At 63.0% G+C, this 16,612-nt stretch carries 13 protein-coding genes; 8 read left to right on the top strand and 5 right to left on the bottom strand.

Features of this window, described 5'->3' with window-relative positions; all coding sequences use genetic code 11:
* Positions 1-56: 56 nt before the first annotated feature.
* The 3 genes from AC1Q5P_RS11855 to AC1Q5P_RS11845 all read right to left on the bottom strand — a co-directional run bounded on the left by AC1Q5P_RS11855 (position 57) and on the right by AC1Q5P_RS11845 (position 2,465).
* Positions 57-752: a Crp/Fnr family transcriptional regulator gene (locus AC1Q5P_RS11855; protein WP_039335157.1), complete on the bottom strand. Its 696-nt coding sequence runs from the start codon at positions 750-752 to the stop codon at positions 57-59.
* Positions 753-1,006: 254 nt separating this feature from the next.
* Positions 1,007-1,495: a flavin reductase family protein gene (locus AC1Q5P_RS11850; RefSeq protein ID WP_039335159.1), complete on the bottom strand. Its 489-nt coding sequence runs from the start codon at positions 1,493-1,495 to the stop codon at positions 1,007-1,009.
* Between the two features lie 58 nt (positions 1,496-1,553).
* Entirely contained in the window at positions 1,554-2,465 is a 912-nt protein-coding gene (locus AC1Q5P_RS11845; protein WP_492519041.1) for a CmcJ/NvfI family oxidoreductase, read from the bottom strand.
* Positions 2,466-2,721: 256 nt separating this feature from the next.
* Here AC1Q5P_RS11845 and AC1Q5P_RS11840 point away from each other — a divergent pair, with 256 nt between their 5' ends.
* Positions 2,722-4,494, top strand: coding sequence for a DEAD/DEAH box helicase (locus AC1Q5P_RS11840; protein ID WP_492519040.1), 1,773 nt, complete (start codon positions 2,722-2,724; stop codon positions 4,492-4,494).
* Between the two features lie 64 nt (positions 4,495-4,558).
* Positions 4,559-4,831: a hypothetical protein gene (locus AC1Q5P_RS11835; protein ID WP_492519039.1), complete on the top strand. Its 273-nt coding sequence runs from the start codon at positions 4,559-4,561 to the stop codon at positions 4,829-4,831.
* Positions 4,832-4,837: 6 nt separating this feature from the next.
* Here AC1Q5P_RS11835 and lepA read toward each other — a convergent pair whose 3' ends face one another.
* On the bottom strand, positions 4,838-6,655 hold the full coding sequence (lepA, locus tag AC1Q5P_RS11830; protein WP_039335165.1) for a translation elongation factor 4: 1,818 nt from the start codon (positions 6,653-6,655) through the stop codon (positions 4,838-4,840).
* A 296-nt stretch (positions 6,656-6,951) separates the two neighbouring features.
* Here lepA and AC1Q5P_RS11825 point away from each other — a divergent pair, with 296 nt between their 5' ends.
* The gene (locus AC1Q5P_RS11825) at positions 6,952-8,400 is read left to right on the top strand and encodes a porin (RefSeq protein WP_492519038.1); all 1,449 of its coding nucleotides are present in this window, start codon (positions 6,952-6,954) and stop codon (positions 8,398-8,400) included.
* 214 nt (positions 8,401-8,614) lie between these two features.
* Entirely contained in the window at positions 8,615-8,989 is a 375-nt protein-coding gene (locus AC1Q5P_RS11820) for a glycine zipper 2TM domain-containing protein (protein WP_039335167.1), read from the top strand.
* A gap of 49 nt (positions 8,990-9,038) precedes the next feature.
* Here AC1Q5P_RS11820 and AC1Q5P_RS11815 read toward each other — a convergent pair whose 3' ends face one another.
* Entirely contained in the window at positions 9,039-11,087 is a 2,049-nt protein-coding gene (locus AC1Q5P_RS11815) for a S46 family peptidase (protein ID WP_492519037.1), read from the bottom strand.
* Between the two features lie 137 nt (positions 11,088-11,224).
* On the opposite strand from AC1Q5P_RS11815, the gene AC1Q5P_RS11810 reads away from it, so the two are divergent.
* The 4 genes from AC1Q5P_RS11810 to AC1Q5P_RS11795 all read left to right on the top strand — a co-directional run bounded on the left by AC1Q5P_RS11810 (position 11,225) and on the right by AC1Q5P_RS11795 (position 16,611).
* Entirely contained in the window at positions 11,225-12,499 is a 1,275-nt protein-coding gene (locus tag AC1Q5P_RS11810) for an SAM-dependent methyltransferase (RefSeq protein ID WP_062343616.1), read from the top strand.
* 82 nt (positions 12,500-12,581) lie between these two features.
* Positions 12,582-14,099 (top strand): acyl-CoA carboxylase subunit beta, encoded by a 1,518-nt coding sequence (locus AC1Q5P_RS11805; protein ID WP_492519036.1) that lies wholly within the window; start codon positions 12,582-12,584, stop codon positions 14,097-14,099.
* Between the two features lie 114 nt (positions 14,100-14,213).
* Positions 14,214-15,557, top strand: coding sequence for an aldehyde dehydrogenase family protein (locus tag AC1Q5P_RS11800; protein WP_492519035.1), 1,344 nt, complete (start codon positions 14,214-14,216; stop codon positions 15,555-15,557).
* 79 nt (positions 15,558-15,636) lie between these two features.
* Positions 15,637-16,611 carry an MBL fold metallo-hydrolase gene (locus tag AC1Q5P_RS11795; protein ID WP_492519034.1) on the top strand — a complete coding sequence of 325 codons (975 nt, stop codon included), beginning with the start codon at positions 15,637-15,639 and terminating at the stop codon, positions 16,609-16,611.
* The last annotated feature ends 1 nt before the right edge of the window (position 16,612 follow it).

The raw sequence follows: 16,612 nt of genomic DNA, 5'->3' as shown, positions 1-16,612 counted from the left end.
GAATGGCCGGTCCCGCAAGGGGCCGGCCTTTTCCATTTCCAACGCTGGAGCCGGATTCAACCGGCGAGCGAGACCAACGCCTGCCGGTTCAGTATCTCCACCTCGCGACGCGAGGGAAGTTCGATCACGCCTTCATTCTTGAGCTTGGTGAACTGACGGCTGACCGTTTCGATCGTCAGTCCCAGAACGTCAGCAACTTGCTGGCGGGAAAACGGCAGTGAAAAACGGCGTGCAGGCCCGAAAGCTGGAGTGCATCCCGTTTCCGCCAGGCGATCGGACATTTCCAGCAGGAATGTCGCGATCTTTTCCGATGCGTTCTTGCGCCCGAGGAGCATCATCCACGAACGCGTGCGGTCGAGTTCCGCAAGAGTGCGCTCCAGCAGCTTGTGCTCAAGCTCGGGATGTTCGCGGGCGAAGCGGTCAAAATCGTTGCGCGAGAACACGCAGACACGCGCATCGGTCAGCGCGACCACGCTGGCGCTGCTGGTCTGTCCGAACGGACGGCCGATGAAATCCGATGGATAGGCAACGCCGACGATCTGCTCGCGCCCGTCCTCCGTGCTGGTGGTCAGCTTGAGGACGCCTTCGATCACATTGGCGACGAGCAGCGAATCATCGTCTTCCCAGATCAGCGGTTCGCCCGCCGTCACCACTCTGCGTCGACCGATCTGATTGAGCGCTTCAATCTCACGGTTGTCGAGTCCGGCGCAAATGGCACGATTGCGGACGACACAGGTATCACAGGAAGACATGGTGCTTCGTTATCATTCCGAACCATTTCGGGCAATTGGTGAAAAGGATCGGTCTTCGGGCTCTCCGAAGCACGAAAAAATTGGGCGGTCCGTTTCTGCCGGGCCGCCCGAGTTGGGGAGAAATCGCCGAAGCGGGGCGGAGGCCGGTGGGGTGCATCCACCCCGCTTCGTCGAAGTCATGACTATCCGCGCGCGCCCGAGCCCGCGTTGACGGAAGTCAAAAACACCAACAATTTTTAGGATTGCTGCAGAATTCAGAGCGCGGGAAGCTGCGTCACGTCGTGATACTGGCCCCGGAAGAACAGCAGCGGTGTGCCGTCTTCGCGACGGTCCAGCGCCTCGACTGCGCCAACCACCAGAAAGTGATCGCCGATGTCCTCGACCCGCTCGACCGTGCAGTCGATCCAGGCAATCGCGTCCTCGAGAAGCGGCATGCCGGACGGCGTGTGATCGTGCGCAAGCTCGGCAAACTTGTCCTCAGCCTTCGCTGCAAAGCGCTTGCACAGCTCCAACTGGTCAGCGCCCAGCACATTCACGCAAAACCGGCCCGTCTCCGCGATCTTGGGCCATGTGCTCGATCGCTTGTCCGGGAAAAATCCCACAAGCGGCGGATCTAGCGAGATCGAACTGAACGAGCCCACGACCAGACCGTGCCGCGTTCCATCCGGCTCGACCGAAGTGATGACGCAGACACCTGTCGGCCAGGTACCGAGGACGTTACGGAAATGGCGGGGATCGATCATGCGCGCCTGCCTGTCGCCATTTCGCGCGGGCGTCAACCGTCCCTGAAGGTCTGGCGGGCTATTCGAAGTACGCGATACAGCGCACTTCGATGCTTTCCCGGATCTTCGCATCGGGCAGGCTGGTATCGTGAAACGCGGTGTGCGGGCAGCGCCAGGTGACCGAGTGATCGCTGTCCTGAAATTTGAACAGCAGCACGTCGTCTGCCTGCATGTTCGAGAAGTACCACCAGCGGTGGCGCTCGCGATGGCGGAAGATCGTCGCGGCGATCATCTGGTCCTCCCCTTCGATAGGAGCGGTCAGGGCGTCGCCGGTAGGGAATTCATCGACCACGAACAGGGTGTTCGAGGCGGTTTCCTCATCACTCACCGTGCGTCCGTCGCATACTGCCAGCGGCCAGTCCTGCGGCCCGGGCGAAAACGTCCGCCACAGCGAAAAGCAGATATAGCGCTTGTACCCCGGACCATCGGCAAACCGATCGGCATAGACCCGCGCGGCGGCGCGTTGCCCGGTAATCTCGTTATAATCGACGTGCGCTTCGCCTGCCGGTGGCTGGATTCCGCCGGAGTGCTGATAACCCTCGACCTTCTGTTTCGCCCTGGCCGACAGATCAGCCGACGTCCGGATCATCCACCCTTGAGCAGCGGTTCGGTTTGCCCCGGAAAGGCGCGTCACCAGGTCCTCGACTTCAGCCAGATAGGCGGCGTCGACCGCGGGCTTATCGTGGAAATCGGCAATGGCAGAGCGATGCTTGCCGAGCACGAAGCCATGCGTGTCGAGCGTGAAGTGATCGCGGATGGTCATCCCGTCGCGCACTTCGCAAGCGTAATCGAAATAGTCGCCGGTGTTCATCTCGGCGCCCTGCGAGACATAACGCCGCGTGACGTAGTCCCCCTCGCCCAGATACCGGATCAGCGCGGGAGCGCGGCGGACAGATTCCTCGATCGGCTCAAGCTGCGCAGTGACGTTCATCTGCCTCTCCCAAGGCCTTGTTTCTGATCCGGCCGACCTTCACATATGTTAGCCTGCCTAATCAAGTGGTGCCTTGAAAAGAAATGCAAGCCAAACGCGTAAAACACGTGTAGGGGCCGCCGCACAGGTATCGCCGTGCACTGTGTGGGAACGGGCTGAGGCGATTCGTGCCGGGGAAGTACCCCGGCCACCCAGCCGATATTGGCCCAACACATATGCGAATGTCGCTTCGGCGGCAGGAATGGCGATTTTGACGATGACTTTTGCACACCTCCCCAGCCCGCTCGCGCAGGCACTCGAAGCGCATGGCTATACGGCGCTTACGCCCGTCCAGGCTGCCGTTACCGAACCCGAAGCTTCGGGGCGCGACCTTGTCGTGTCGGCGCAGACGGGCTCGGGCAAGACCGTGGCTTTCGGCCTTGCCATGGCGCCGGAACTGATCGGCGACGAAAGCGCCCTCCCCTTCGCCACCGCGCCGCTGGCCCTGGTCGTGGCGCCAACCCGCGAACTCGCGCTGCAGGTCAGCCGCGAACTGCAGTGGCTCTATGCGCCGACCCGCGCGCGCATCGCCACCTGCGTCGGCGGCATGGACCCTTCTCGCGAACGCCGCACGCTGCAGGGCGGAGCGCATATCGTCGTCGGCACGCCGGGCCGCCTGCGTGACCACCTCGAACGCGGCGCGCTGGACCTCTCCGCGCTCGCCTGCGTCGTGCTCGACGAAGCCGACGAGATGCTCGACATGGGCTTCCGCGAAGACCTCGAGGAACTGCTCGACGCAACGCCGGAAAACCGCCGCACGCTGCTGTTCTCGGCGACGATGCCAAAGCCGATCGAGGCATTGGCAAAGCGCTACCAGAAGAACTCGCTGCGCATCTCCACCGTTGGCGAAAATCGTGGCCATGGCGATATCGCCTACCGCGCCGTCGCCGTTGCTCCTGCCGAGATCGAAGCCGCCGTGGTCAATCTGCTGCGCTTCCACGAGGCCGAAACCGCGATGCTGTTCTGCGCCACGCGCGACAACGTCCGCCGCCTCCATGCCACGCTGGTGGAACGCGGCTTCACCGCCGTCGCGCTTTCGGGCGAGCACAGCCAGTCCGAGCGCAACAACGCGCTGCAGGCCCTTCGCGACCGCCGCGCTCGCGTTTGCGTTGCCACCGACGTGGCCGCGCGCGGCATCGACCTGCCTTCGCTGAGCCTCGTCATTCACGTCGAGATTCCGCGCGATGCCGAAACGCTGCAGCATCGTTCGGGCCGGACCGGTCGCGCCGGCAAGAAGGGCACGGCCGTGCTCATCGTGCCGTTCCCGCGCCGCCGCCGCGTCGAGATGATGCTGCGCGGGGCCAAGATCAACGCCGAGTGGGCCGAAGTGCCGACGCCGGAAGCGATCCGCGCGCAGGACCGCGAACGCCTGCTCGAGACGATCCTCGCACCGGTGGAGCCGGACGAGGCCGATCTCGAAATCGCCCGCACCCTGCTCGAACAGCGCAGCGCCGAGGAACTGGCCGCCGCTCTGGTCCGCGCCCATCGCGCCGCCCTGCCCCAGCCCGAAGAGCTGCTCTCCGGCACCGACGAAGGTCGCAAGCAGGCCGCGCACCGCCCCGGCTTTGACGATGTGGTGTGGTTCCGCATGGACGTGGGCCGTCGCCAGAACGCTGATCCGCGCTGGATCCTGCCGACGCTGTGCCGTCGCGGTCACGTCTCGCGCCAGGAGATCGGCGCGATCCGCATCGCGCCGAACGATACCTGGTTCCAGGTCCCTCGCGCCATTGCCGACCGCTTCGCCGATGCCGTGCGCCGCACCGCCGATCCCAAGGGCGAGGACGAGAACGGCATCCACATCGAAGCCGCGCCAGATGGTCCGCGCGAAATGGCGCGCGACAATCGCCGCGGCGCCAATGACGGCCCGCGCAAGTTCCAGCGCAACGACGACCGTCGCGGCGACGACCATCGCGGCCCGCGCCGCCCTCACCCGGCCGGCCAGCGTCCGCAAGGCAAGCCGCATCGCAAGGGCCCTGCGCAGCCTCGCTGATCAACCTCGTGGAACGGAATCGCCTGCTCCGGCTTGGACATGATGTTCGAGCCGGAGTTTTCACATGTCCCTGATGCCCAAGCCTGCCACCTTCCGCCTGATCGGGGCGCTGGCCCTGCCCTTTGCACTGATGCTCGGTGCGTGCGACGCGGCGGATACGCCGACACAGCCCATGGACGCCAAGGATATTCCTGAGAACCAGGGCATGGGCGGCGCCTATGACGGAAACCCGACGGGGACTCCGTCAGGCACCGGCGCGGACACGCCTGTGAACTCACCAGCCGAGGACCGCTCCTCGGCTGACGGCACAACGCCAATGCAGTCGCAACCGCAGTAAGGCGGTTTATTCCTCGCCCATCCGCAGGGCGGCGATAAAGGCTTCCTGCGGGATCGAGACGTTGCCGTACTCGCGCATGCGGGCCTTGCCCTTCTTCTGCTTTTCCAGAAGCTTCTTCTTGCGGGTGATGTCGCCGCCATAGCACTTGGCGGTAACGTCCTTGCGCATCGCCGCGATCGTCTCGCGGGCAACAACCTTGCCGCCGATGGCTGCCTGCACCGGGATCTTGAACAGGTGGCGCGGGATCAGGTCCTTGAGGCGCTCGCACATGTGGCGTCCGCGCGCCTCGGCCGCGCTGCGGTGGACAATCATCGACAGCGCATCGACTGGCTCGTTGTTGACGAGAATGCTCATCTTGACAAGATCGCCCTCGCGCAAGCCGATCTGCTCGTAGTCGAACGAGGCATAGCCACGGCTGATCGACTTGAGGCGGTCGTAGAAATCGAACACGACTTCGTTCAACGGCAGTTCGTAGGTCACCTGCGCACGCCCGCCGACATAAGTCAGCCCGGTCTGCACGCCGCGCCGGTCCTGGCACAGCTTGAGCACCGAGCCGAGGTACTCGTCCGGCGTGTAGATGGTGCCCTTGATCCACGGTTCGTCGATCTGTTCGATGCGGCTTGGATCGGGATAGTCGGCCGGATTGTGCAGCAGGATCTCGCGCGCATCATCGTTGCGGCTGGCGCGCAGCTGGATGCGGTAAACCACTGAAGGTGCAGTGGTAATCAGGTCAAGATCGTACTCGCGGCTGAGACGCTCCTGAATGATCTCGAGGTGCAGCAATCCCAGGAAGCCGCAACGGAAACCGAAGCCCAATGCTGCGCTCGATTCCATCTCGAAGCTGAACGATGCGTCGTTCAAGCGCAGCTTGGCGATGCTTTCGCGCAGCTTTTCGAACTCTGCAGCATCGACCGGGAAGATGCCGCAGAACACGACCGGCTGCACTTCCTTGAAGCCCGGCAGTGCTTCCTTGGCGCCCTGCTTTACCGTGGTGATCGTGTCACCCACGCGGGCCTGCGCCACTTCCTTGATCTGCGCGGTGATGAAACCGATTTCGCCCGGACCCAGTTCGTCGAGCGTCTCGATCTTTGGCCGCATGCAGCCGACGCGGTCGATCAGGTGTTCGGTCCCCCCGGCCATGAACTTGACCTGCAGGCCCTTCCTGATCACGCCATCGATCACGCGAACGAGGATGACGACGCCGAGGTACGGGTCGTACCACGAGTCCACCAGCATGGCCTTGAGCGGTGCGCTGCGATCGCCCTTCGGCGGGGGAATGCGCTCGACCACGGAGTCCAGCACTTCCTCGATGCCGATGCCCGACTTGGCGCTGGTCATCACGGCGTTGCTGGCGTCGAGGCCGATCACGTCCTCGATCTCGGCCTTGACCTTTTCGGGCTCGGCGGCGGGCAAGTCGATCTTGTTGATCACCGGCACGATCTCGTGATCGTGCTCGATCGACTGATAGACGTTGGCCAGCGTCTGCGCTTCCACGCCCTGCGCCGCGTCCACGACCAGCAGCGCGCCTTCACAGGCGGCAAGGCTGCGGCTGACTTCATAGGCAAAGTCGACGTGGCCCGGCGTGTCCATCAGGTTGAGCTGATAGGTCTTTCCGTCCTTGGCCTTGTAATCAAGGCGCACGGTCTGCGCCTTGATCGTGATGCCGCGCTCCTTCTCGATATCCATGTTGTCGAGCACCTGCTCAGACATCTCACGCTCGGAAAGGCCCCCGGTGTACTGGATCAGACGATCCGCCAGCGTCGACTTGCCGTGGTCGATATGGGCGATGATGGAGAAATTGCGGATCAGCGAAAGGTCGGTCATGTCGGTCTTTGAATGAAAGCGGTGCGGTGCGCACCGGAGCGCCGTTAGCAGGTGTGATCCAGCGAGTCACGATGGCCCGAGTCTGCATCGGTGAAAGCCCCGAGACGCGATTCTTTTCAGATGTGCGTCAGTTTCTCGACATCGGACACAAAGCCGAAATATTATTTTTCCATTGAAATTCATATGGATAAATCGAATTATACGAAACGGAATCTGCCATCGCGTCAACTGGCTGTCACAAACTCGTCATTTTCAGCGCCTAGCGGCTCCGGCAACACAGCGAACGGAGAAGCAAAGTGTCGGCAAGCAAGGCGTTCAAGGCGGCGTTGGCAGCAACCGTCTTCCTGTCTGCGCCGCAGATCGCGGCAGCGGCGGAAGATCAGGACGCAAAGATCGCCGATCTTCAGCGCCAGGTCGATGAACTGAAGGCCATTGTCAAGGCGATGCAGGCGGCCCAGGCGGCTCCGCAGATCGCGGCCGCGCCGGCCACCACCACGCCTCTTGCCCCGGCAGCGCCCGTACCGACCAATCCTGCTGCCACGGCGCCGACGGCCACGCCCGTTGCCTTGGCCAGCGCCGCACCGGTCGAGAAAAAGAAGAAGGCCTGGCACGAGAAGCTGATGATCCGGGGCTACACCCAGATGCGCCTCAACGAGATCGTCAGCGGGCCGAAGAACGCGCCTGCAGGAGTATCAAGGCTGCGCTCGGTGCAGGACAGCGGGATCAGCGAGAACGGGAACTTCACGCTGCGCCGTGCTCGCCTTGTCGTGCAGGGTGAAATCTCCGACCGCGTCTCGCTCTACATGCAAGGCGATATGGCGGCTGCGGTCAGCAACCAGTCGGCAAATGAATCGCGCCAGCATTTCTTCCAGATGCGCGATGCCTATGCAGACGTGTTCCTCGACAAGGCCAAGACATTGAAGGTGCGTCTTGGCCAGTCGAAGGTGCCCTATGGCTGGGAGAACCTCCAGAGCTCCTCGAACCGTGTGCCGCTGGATCGTACCGATGCGATCAACGCGCCCGTTCCCGGTGAACGCGATCTTGGCGCCGTCATCTATTACACCCCGCCGAAGATCCAGAAGATCTGGGACGAGCTTACCCAGGATGGCCAGAAGCTGTTTGGCAATTACGGCGCCTTCGCCATTGCCGCGTACAACGGCCAGGGCATCAACAAGGTTGAACGCAACGGCGGTCTGATGACGGTCGCCATGGCGACGGTGCCGTTCCGGCTCGACGGCATCGGCCTCGACGGCCAGGTCGCGGAATTCGGCGTAACCGCAATGCGCAACCAGTTCCGACCCGAAGTCCGCACGGGCGGCGTCTCGACGATCTCCTATGACGACAACCACGTGAACTTTCACGGCATGATCTATCCCAAGCCCTTTGGCATCCAGGCCGAATGGACCTTCGGGACGGCACCGCAATGGGACCGCACGCTTGGCGCCATCCGTTCGCAGCGGGCGTCCGGCGGCTATGTCATGGCCATGTACCGCATGCCGGAAACCCCGATCGGCCAGCTCATTCCGTTTGCGCGTTGGCAGAAGTATCGCGGCGGCTGGAAGAGCGCGATCAACGCGCCACGGCTCGAAACGGACGAGTACGAGGTGGGCGTCGAGTGGCTCCCGTTGAAGGAACTGGAAGTCACGCTCAACTATGCCAACGTCTCGCGTACCGAAGCAGACGAGAGACGGACCGGGCAGGCCAAGGGCGATGTCATCCGCGCGCAGGTGCAGTGGAACTATTGATCATGTGGGCCTGAATGGTGCCGGTCGGTCCGGCACCGCGAAAATGCCTGTCCTTGGGCGTCCGCTTATCGCAGGCAAGAGGCGGATCGTCGCTTGCCGCGGTGATGCCGTGCCTGTTCATCCGACGTTGTGGATCGTGTCGCAAGGATCGCCGTTGTCGCAGCAAATCGGATCAACCGAACTGCAAGCATCGTTTCGACTACGGGAGCATCCCATGAGAAAGACCATTCTGGCCGCAACCCTGGCAGCCATCGCTCTTCCCGCCGCACCGGCGCTGGCAGATCCCCCGCACTGGGCTCCCGCCCACGGTCACCGGGCAAAGCATGACCGCATCTATGACAGCCGTGGCCGCTACCTTGAGCCGCGTCGCATCAGCAGCCGCGATACCGTGTGGCGCGGTCGTGACGGACGCTACTACTGCCGTCGCAACAACGGCACGACTGGGCTGATCATCGGCGCTGCAGGCGGCGCGCTGCTGGGCCGCACCATTGATACGCGAGGCGATCGCGCTCTGGGTACGATCCTCGGCGCAGCGGGCGGCGCACTGCTCGGGCGCGAGATCGAACGGAGTGGTGGTCGCTGCCGTTAAGCGAATTCAGCTTCAAGCATCAGGGCGGCTCGCAAGGGCCGCCCTTTTGCTATTTGCGCGCCAGTTCCTTGACCAGCGCGGGCGCAGGGTAGATCACGTCCAACGCATGCTGGATCGCTGCGGTGCTGACGACGACGGTTCGGTTGACTTCACCTTGATAGCCGTAGTTGCCACCGATCGAATGGATATTACCGTCGAACGCCGCGCCGATCACGCTGCCGTCGCGGTCGATTACCGGCGATCCCGAATTGCCACCGATGATGTCGTTGGTCGTGACGAAATCGAACGGCAAGGACTTGTCGATCTTCGCCTCGTTCGCCGCAAATGCACTGGCCAGATCGAACGGTTCGGCACCGGTCGCCCGGTCGAAGGCACCTCCGATGGTGGTGACCGGCGCAACGTCCTGCCCGCGCTCCTTCCAGCCCTCGACCTTCCCATAGCTGATGCGCAGCGTGAACGTGGCGTCGGGATAGACACTGTTGCCATAGGCCATGAACCGCGCATCGGCGAGCCGGGCTCCTGCTTCGGCCAGAGGTCCGGCATAGCGTTCGTCCACCAGCTTCTTCAGTTCCCGCTCTCGGGCGTCGATCTTGCGGGCATAGACGATCATCGGGTCGGATGACGCCTCGATAGCCTTGCGGCCGCCTTCCCACAGCGCCTTGCGAACCGCCGGATCGGCCAGCGTCGTCCCGCCAACCAGTCGCTCGGCCAAAGCCTCCGGCGACTCCTTACCCAGCAACAGCCGGGTGTCAGCATCGTCGGCACCAAGATACTCGCGCGCCTTCGACAGGCTCCATGCCAGTTCCAGCTGCTCCATCCACGGATACACCGGTGCATCGTCGAGCAGCGTCTTGGCCGTGAGTTCGAGGCTGGAATCGCGGAATTCCGGCAGGCGCTCGGCATTGGGCTTCTCCCGCTCTGCCGCGCCTTGCACCAGCTTCATGGCCTGATCCATCAATGCGGAGTGCGGCACGATGAAGCGCCACGGCACATAGATGTCGCGATAGGATTGGACTGCCTTTGCCGTATCCGCCCATGGATCGCCGATCCCCGGTTTGCCCTTGGTCTTCGCCTTCAGGTCCGCCTCGGCATCGCCAAGCATCTTGAGGAATGCCGGATCGTTCAACGCCTTCTGCCGCCCGATATAGACCTTGAGGCTGTTCTCGATCCCGAACAGTTCGTCAGCGCCCTCGCGCTTCTGCTGCGGGCTCTTGTCCATTGCCGCAATAAGGCGCCCGCGCAGTTCGGACAGGACGGTCGTTGTCAACGGAAGTCCGACTTCGCGCTGGAAGGCGATCTGGTCAGTGGTGAAAAGCCTCTGCGTTGCCCCCGGATTGCCAACCACGAACGTCGCTTCGCCTACCTTCGGCCCGCGAGAGTTCCATGAGAGATGGGCAGGAGTTGGAACCGGTTTGCCATTCTCGTAGGCCCGCAGGAACGCGGCATCGAGCGCATAGCGCGGGTAGTTGAAGTTGTCCGGATCGCCCCCGAAGAACGCCGCCTGAAACTGTGGCGCCCAGGCCAGGCGCACGTCGGAATACTTTCGATAGGTATAGAGCTTGTACTGGCCGCCGCCGAACAGCGTTACAACCTCGCATCGCGTGGTCTTGCCGTCCTTGCACCCGTCTTTCTCGATCCGTGCAACTTCGGCATCGCGCGCCTTGACCAGCGCTTCGCCGGTGGAATTGCCGATCGCCGCCTTGACCCGTGCGGTCACGTCGGAAATTGCGGTCACCACCTCGGCCTGCTGGCCGGGGCACTTGAGTTCGTCTTCGCGCCGGGCGGGCACGAAGCCGTCCTTCAGAAGATCACGCTGGTCGGTCGAGTTGTCCTGCGCGCATTCGACGACGCAATGGTGGTTCGTAAGGATCAGCCCTTCGGACGAGACGAAGCTGGCCGAACAGCCGCCGGTCAGGCGCACTGCTGCTGCCTGCACGCGGGCCAGCCACTTCGCATCGGGTGCCCACCCGTAGTCCTTCTGCATCCTGGCCGTCGGGAATGCATCGAAAGTCCACATGCCCTCGTCAGCCAGAGCCTGCGCAGAATGGAATGACAACGACAGCAGCGCGGCGGAAGCGGCAAGACGGAATTTGGCCATGGCACCCGGTCCTGAAAGTTACAATTGCAATCGCATTGACCATCGCACGACATGAACGGATTTTAAAGTGACAATGTTACATGCAATCTTCGTCAATAAACCCTTGCGACAGGATCGGCTTCGCATAACCTGTGGGCATGTGGCTGCTAGACCAGATGCTCAAGAGGCTGATCCGCAAGGGTAAGCTTGTCGTAATCGATCATGATGGCAAGGAGTACGCCTACGGTGAGCCAACCGCTCCGCCCCTGAAGATCCGATTCACGGACAAGGGCGCGGCCATGCACGTTGCCAAGGACCCGCGAGTCGGCGCGGGCGAAGCGTACATGGACGGACGCATGGTCATCGAACCGCCGCATGACGTGCGTGATTTCGTCCTGTTCGTCATGGGCAATGCCAGCAGCGCCGGCGGCATCGACCGCAAGGGTCCGGTCCGCAAGGCGCTGTCCAGGGTCGTCTCGCGCATCGACCAGATCAACCAGCGGGCGCAGGCCTCGAAGAACGTCGTTCACCACTACGACCTGACCCGCCAGTTTTACGAGCTGTTCCTCGACGAGGACCGGCAATACACCATGGCCTACTTCCGCGATCCTCAAAACACACTGGAGCGCGCTCAGGTCGACAAGAAGGCGCTGATCGCCTCCAAGCTCCGGCTGGTGCCGGGGCAGAGTTCAGGGATGCGCGTGCTGGACATCGGCTGCGGCTGGGGCGGTCTTGCGCTCTATCTCAACCGCCACTTCGGCTGCGAAGTGCTTGGCGTAAGCCTTGCGCCCGATCAGGTGAAATTCGCGCAGGAGCGCGCCGAAGAAGCTGGCGTCGCCGACAAGGTCAAGTTCCAGCTGATCGACTATCGCGATGTGCAAGGCCAGTTCGACCGCATCACCAGCGTCGGCATGATCGAGCACGTCGGCGCACCCAACTTTGGCGAATACTTCGCGAAGACCAACGAGCTGCTCGATCCCGATGGTATCATGCTGACCCACACGATCGGCCGCAAGGGCGCGCCCGGCACGACCGACAAGTGGACGCGCAAGTACATCTTCCCCGGCGGCTACATCCCGGCGATGAGCGAACTGGTCTCGGCGCTGGAGAGGACCGGCTGGGAAGTGGGCGACATCGAAGTCCTGCGCTACCACTATGCCTACACGCTCGCCGAATGGTACCGCCGCGCCACCATGCACCGTGACGAGATCGTCGCGCTTTATGACGAGCGCCTGTTCCGCATGTGGCAGTTCTACCTTGCCGGAGCCGAGCAGAGCTTCCGCCACGGCGGCATGGTCAACTTCCACATCCAGAGCGTGAAGCGTCGCAGCGCCCTGCCCATGACCCGCGACTACATGCAGCAGGAATGGGCGCGGCTGTCAGCTCTGGACGAGGCGCCGGAGTGGCATCTGGAGCGCAAGGCGGCGGAGTAGGCGCGGAAAGCGTCAAGCAATGCCGATTGCGCTGTCCGGGCAAATCGAGTGAACTGCCTCTTATAGACAGAGAGGACATCGCTTGAGCTGGGAACCCGAGGTCGAAGAATTGCGCCGCCGCGCGGCGCTGGCCGAGCAGATGGGCGGCGCCGAAAAGGTCGCCCGCCAGCATGGCCGTGGCAAGCTCGATGCCCGTGCCCGCATCGCCGGTCTTGTCGATGCCAAATCGTTCCGCGAGATCGGCAAGATCGCCGGCAAGGGCGCTTATGGATCGGACGGCGAATTGCTTGACCTTGCTCCGTCCAACCTGATCTTCGGCCGCGCGAACATCGAAGGGCGCCCGGTCGTTGCCTCCGCAGATGACTTCACCGTGCGCGGCGGGGCGGCGGACGCCGCCATCGCGCGCAAGTTCATCCAGTGCGAGCAGATGGCGCACACGCTCAAGATCCCGCTGATCCGCATGATCGACGGCACCGGGGGCGGTGGATCGGTGCGGACGCTGGAAGATATCGGCGCAACTTACGTTCCGGCGACGCCGGGCTGGGGTCATGTCGTCAAGAACCTCGACTCCGTTCCGGTCGTCGCGCTTTCGCTCGGCCCAACTGCAGGCCTAGGTGCGGCGCGCGTTGTTGCCAGCCATTACTCGATCATGGTCAAGGGCCTGTCGCAGCTATTCGCCGCCGGTCCAGCGGTTGTATCGGCCATCGGCGAGGATCGCAGCAAGGAAGAGCTCGGCGGCAGTGCCATTCATACCCGCAACGGTGTGGTTGATGAGGAAGTCACGAGCGAAGCCGAAGCCTTCGCCCGTGCGCGCAGGTTCCTCTCCTACCTGCCGAGCAATGCCGGTGCTCCCGCCCCTCGGCTTGCCTCGAACGATCCCGTCGAACGAAGAGCGGATTTCCTGATCGATCTTGTCCCGCGCGAGGCGAAGCAGGTCTATTCGATGCGCCGTCTGCTCGATGCGGTAGTCGACAAGGGCTCACTGTTCGAGATGGGCCGCCTTTGGGGCCGCGCGGTCATCACCGCTTTTGCCCGGCTTGACGGCTGGCCAATCGCGGTGCTGGCCAGCGACCCCAGCTATCTCGGCGGGTCGTGGGATGCGCGCAGCAGCGAGAAGGCCGAACGCTTCATCAAGCTGGCGGACCAATTCCGTCTGCCAGTCGTCCACCTTGTCGACAACCCCGGCTTCATGATCGGCCACACCGCCGAAAGCACCGGAACGATCCGCTATGGCGTCCAGGCGATGAACGCCATCTACAAGGCCACCGTGCCGCTCTGTTCGGTTATCGTCCGTCGCGCCTACGGAATCGCCGGCAGCGCGATGAGCAACGCCGAAAGCTTCCAGTACCGTTTTGCCTGGCCATCGGGGGACTGGGGGAGTCTGCCGATCGAAGGCGGCATCGAAGTTGCTTACAAGTCCGAGATCGAGGCGGCCGAGGACCCGGCAGCTCACCTTGAAAGCATCCGTGACCGGTTGAACCGGGTACGTTCGCCCTTCCGCACTGCCGAGCGTTTCGGCGTGGAGGACATCATCGATCCGCGCGACACCCGCCCCCTGCTGTGCGAGTTTGCCGATCTGGCGTGGCGAACCCTGCCCTGAGCCATCAGGTGAAATGCGCGGTGGGCTGGGGCGGTCAACATCGCTGAGACGTTGCCATTCGCGGGGCGGTTCGTTAGCTAGGCTAACGAACAAATCTCAGCAGGGTGCTTTTCGATGACCGCTCCTACCGCCGCCGACCTTTCCGCCGACATCCAGCGCGTGTTCGCGCTCCAGCAAGCGCATATGTGGGAAGCCAAGGCCTCGAGCGCCGATGTGCGCAAGGAAAAGCTCGCGCGCCTCAAGGCTGCGGTCGAAGCCCATGCCGACGACATCGTGGCAGCCGTGCTGGAGGACACCCGCAAGCCGGTGGGTGAAATCCGCGTTACCGAAGTGCTCAACGTCACCGCCAACATCCAGCGCAACATCGACAATCTCGATGAGTGGATGAAGCCGACGGAAGTCCAGACCTCGCTCAACCCGGCAGACCGCGCCCAGATCGCCTATGAAGCGCGGGGCGTCTGCCTCATCCTCGGGCCGTGGAACTTCCCGCTCGGTCTTGCGCTCGGGCCGGTCGCCGCTGCGATTGCGGCGGGCAACACCTGCATCGTCAAGCTTACCGACCTGTGCCCTGCCACCGCGAAGATCGCTGCGGTGATCATCAAGGAGGCCTTCGACGAGAAGGACGTCGCCCTGTTCGAAGGCGATGTTTCCGTGGCAACTGCGCTGCTGGACCTGCCCTTCCACCACATCTTCTTCACCGGGAGCCCTCGCGTCGGCAAGATCGTGATGGCGGCAGCGGCCAAGCACCTTACCAGCGTGACGCTGGAGCTTGGCGGCAAGTCTCCGGTGATCGTCGACGACAGCGCCGATATCGACCAGATTGCGGCACAACTTGCCGCTGCCAAGCAGTTCAACGGCGGACAGGCCTGCATCAGCCCTGACTACGTGTTCGTGAAGGAAGACAAGAAGGCCGCGCTGGTCGAAGGCTTCCGCGCCAACGTCGCCAGGAACCTTTATGACGAAAGCGGCGCGCTGAAGAAGGACAGCATCGCCCAGGTCGTCAACAAGGCGAACTTCGACCGGGTGAAGGCAATGTTCGACGATGCCGTTGCCAAGGGCGCAACCGTCGCCGTTGGCGGCACGTTCGAACCAGATGACCTCACCGTCCACCCAACGATGCTGACCGACGTCACCCCGCAGATGACGATCCTGCAGGACGAGATCTTCGCGCCGGTCATTCCAGTGATGACTTACGACACCCTCGATCAGGCAATCGGCTACATCGAGGCCCGCGACAAGCCGCTGGCGCTCTACGTCTACAGCAAGGACGAGGACAACATCGAGAAGGTCCTCGCCCGCACCTCTTCAGGCGGCGTCACCGTGAACGGGGTGTTCTCGCACTACCTTGAGAACAACCTGCCGTTCGGCGGCGTCAACACCAGCGGCATGGGCAGCTATCACGGCTATTTCGGCTTCAAGTGCTTCAGCCACGAACGGGCGATCTACCGGCACATGTAAGGCGCACTCTGCGTCGTTCGGCCTATTCCTGATCGCCCGGTGGCTTCCTAGCCTGTCTGAAACAGGCATGAGGGACGACATGGCGATCAGGAGAGCACTTGCGGCAATCGGGCTCTTGCTCGAGACGGTGACGACTGTTCACGCGGGCGAAGTCCGCGTCCTGCCAATCAACGATCACCTCATCGCCTTCTATGACGGTCGTCCGGAAGAGAAAGGCGTCGATCTGTCGAAGGCCACCTGGGCGGACCATGGCGCGAATTTTGTCGGCGTCGCTACCTATGCCGTGGTCGATGGCGCCGAGGCGCTGGTCTACGACACCTACCCGAGCATCGAGCAGGCGCAGCAGGTGCGCGCCTGGCTTGAAAAGCGCGGCGTGAAGCACTTCATCGTCGTCAACAGCCACTGGCATCTCGATCACGTCGGCGGCAATGCGCTTTATGCGGACAGCACGGTGATCGCGACGGAGAAGGCCCGGGCACAGCTGATCCGGCACAAGGCGCAGATCGAGGATGGCACCTTGCAAGGCCCGCCAGCCATATCGCCGTTGAAGGTGCCCGAAGTTGGCATCACTGAACCGACAATGGTCAGTGTCGGGCGTTACACGGTTGAACTGCGCCCGGTGAACATCCACTCCGCCGACGGCCTCGTCGCGTGGCTCCCGCAGGACAGGCTCCTGTTGGCGGGGGATACGCTTGAAGATACCCTGACCTTCATTGCCGAACCGGAAAGCCTTGCGGAACAGTACCGCAACCTCGGCGCGATGAAAGAATGGGCGCCGGTGGGCATCCTGCCCAACCATGGCGATCCGGCGATCATCGCCAAAGGCGGCTATCACACCGACCTGATCGACATGACCCGCAACTACATTCGGAGCATGGCCGAACACGCGCACGACAAGGATTTTGCCAACCAGCCCATCGAGCGATTCATCCCGGCCGAACTGAAGGCAGGCACTGTCAGCCTGTGGTGGGCCTATCGCGAGGCGCACCACGAGAACCTGCAGAAACTGGCAAGCTACTACAAGGACAGGCCCCTGCCCGCCTTTGCGCCCTGAT

It is taken from the genome of Novosphingobium sp. GW835-FHT14H07 (assembly GCF_058793515.1).
Note: the sequence above shows the minus strand (reverse complement) of the source record. Positions and strands in the feature narration are given on the sequence as shown.